The organism is Gluconobacter sp. P1D12_c, from assembly GCF_018812105.1.
Classification (GTDB): Bacteria; Pseudomonadota; Alphaproteobacteria; order Acetobacterales; family Acetobacteraceae; genus Gluconobacter; species Gluconobacter oxydans_A.
In genome coordinates this window covers 1-519 of sequence record NZ_JACSIQ010000295.1, presented here as the reverse complement: position 1 = coordinate 519, position 519 = coordinate 1, and the positions used below count along the sequence as shown (strand labels likewise).

At 43.9% G+C, this 519-nt stretch carries 1 protein-coding gene; it reads left to right on the top strand.

All coding sequences use genetic code 11. The features are described 5' to 3' along the window. Nucleotides 1-105 precede the first annotated feature (105 nt). The coding region (locus KP705_RS16825) for a plasmid recombination protein (RefSeq protein WP_215765087.1) at nucleotides 106-519 on the top strand (414 nt) is incomplete at its 3' end.

The window sequence follows — 519 nt, the reverse complement described above, 5'->3', positions numbered from 1 at the left end:
TGGTTTGTATTCGAGTATCGATAATTTAGATTTGGAAAATTGTACGTCTGATGATTTTAAAAGAAGACTCTCAACGATTTGCGAGAAATTTTTTGGATCGTTGTCATGAGTTATCAATTCGCACATTTTGAGATGCTGAGTCGTAAAGTGCTTGTAAAGCCTTCCGACAAGGCAACGAAGTCTAAGAAGTGGAATATTAAAGAGACTATAGATGAGGCTACCCGGAGAAATCCGGATGCCTGTTTGCATGTTGAAAATCCAGGCAAGCCGGTTCTCGTTTTTGGTCAGGATTTAGAAGCTCTTGAGCGTGAGCATGAGCAGGCTTGCGATGGTGCTGTTGATGTTCAGAAGAATGGCAAGAGCAGGAAAATCAGAAGCACTCAAAATACTATGGCGTGCATTGTTCTGTCTTGGCCAGGTGAGATGGATGCCGATTGTAAGCGTTGGCAAGCTCGGTCGGTCAAGTGGTTGCAGGACACGTATGGGGACCAGTTGAAGACAGTCATCAGGCATGATGAT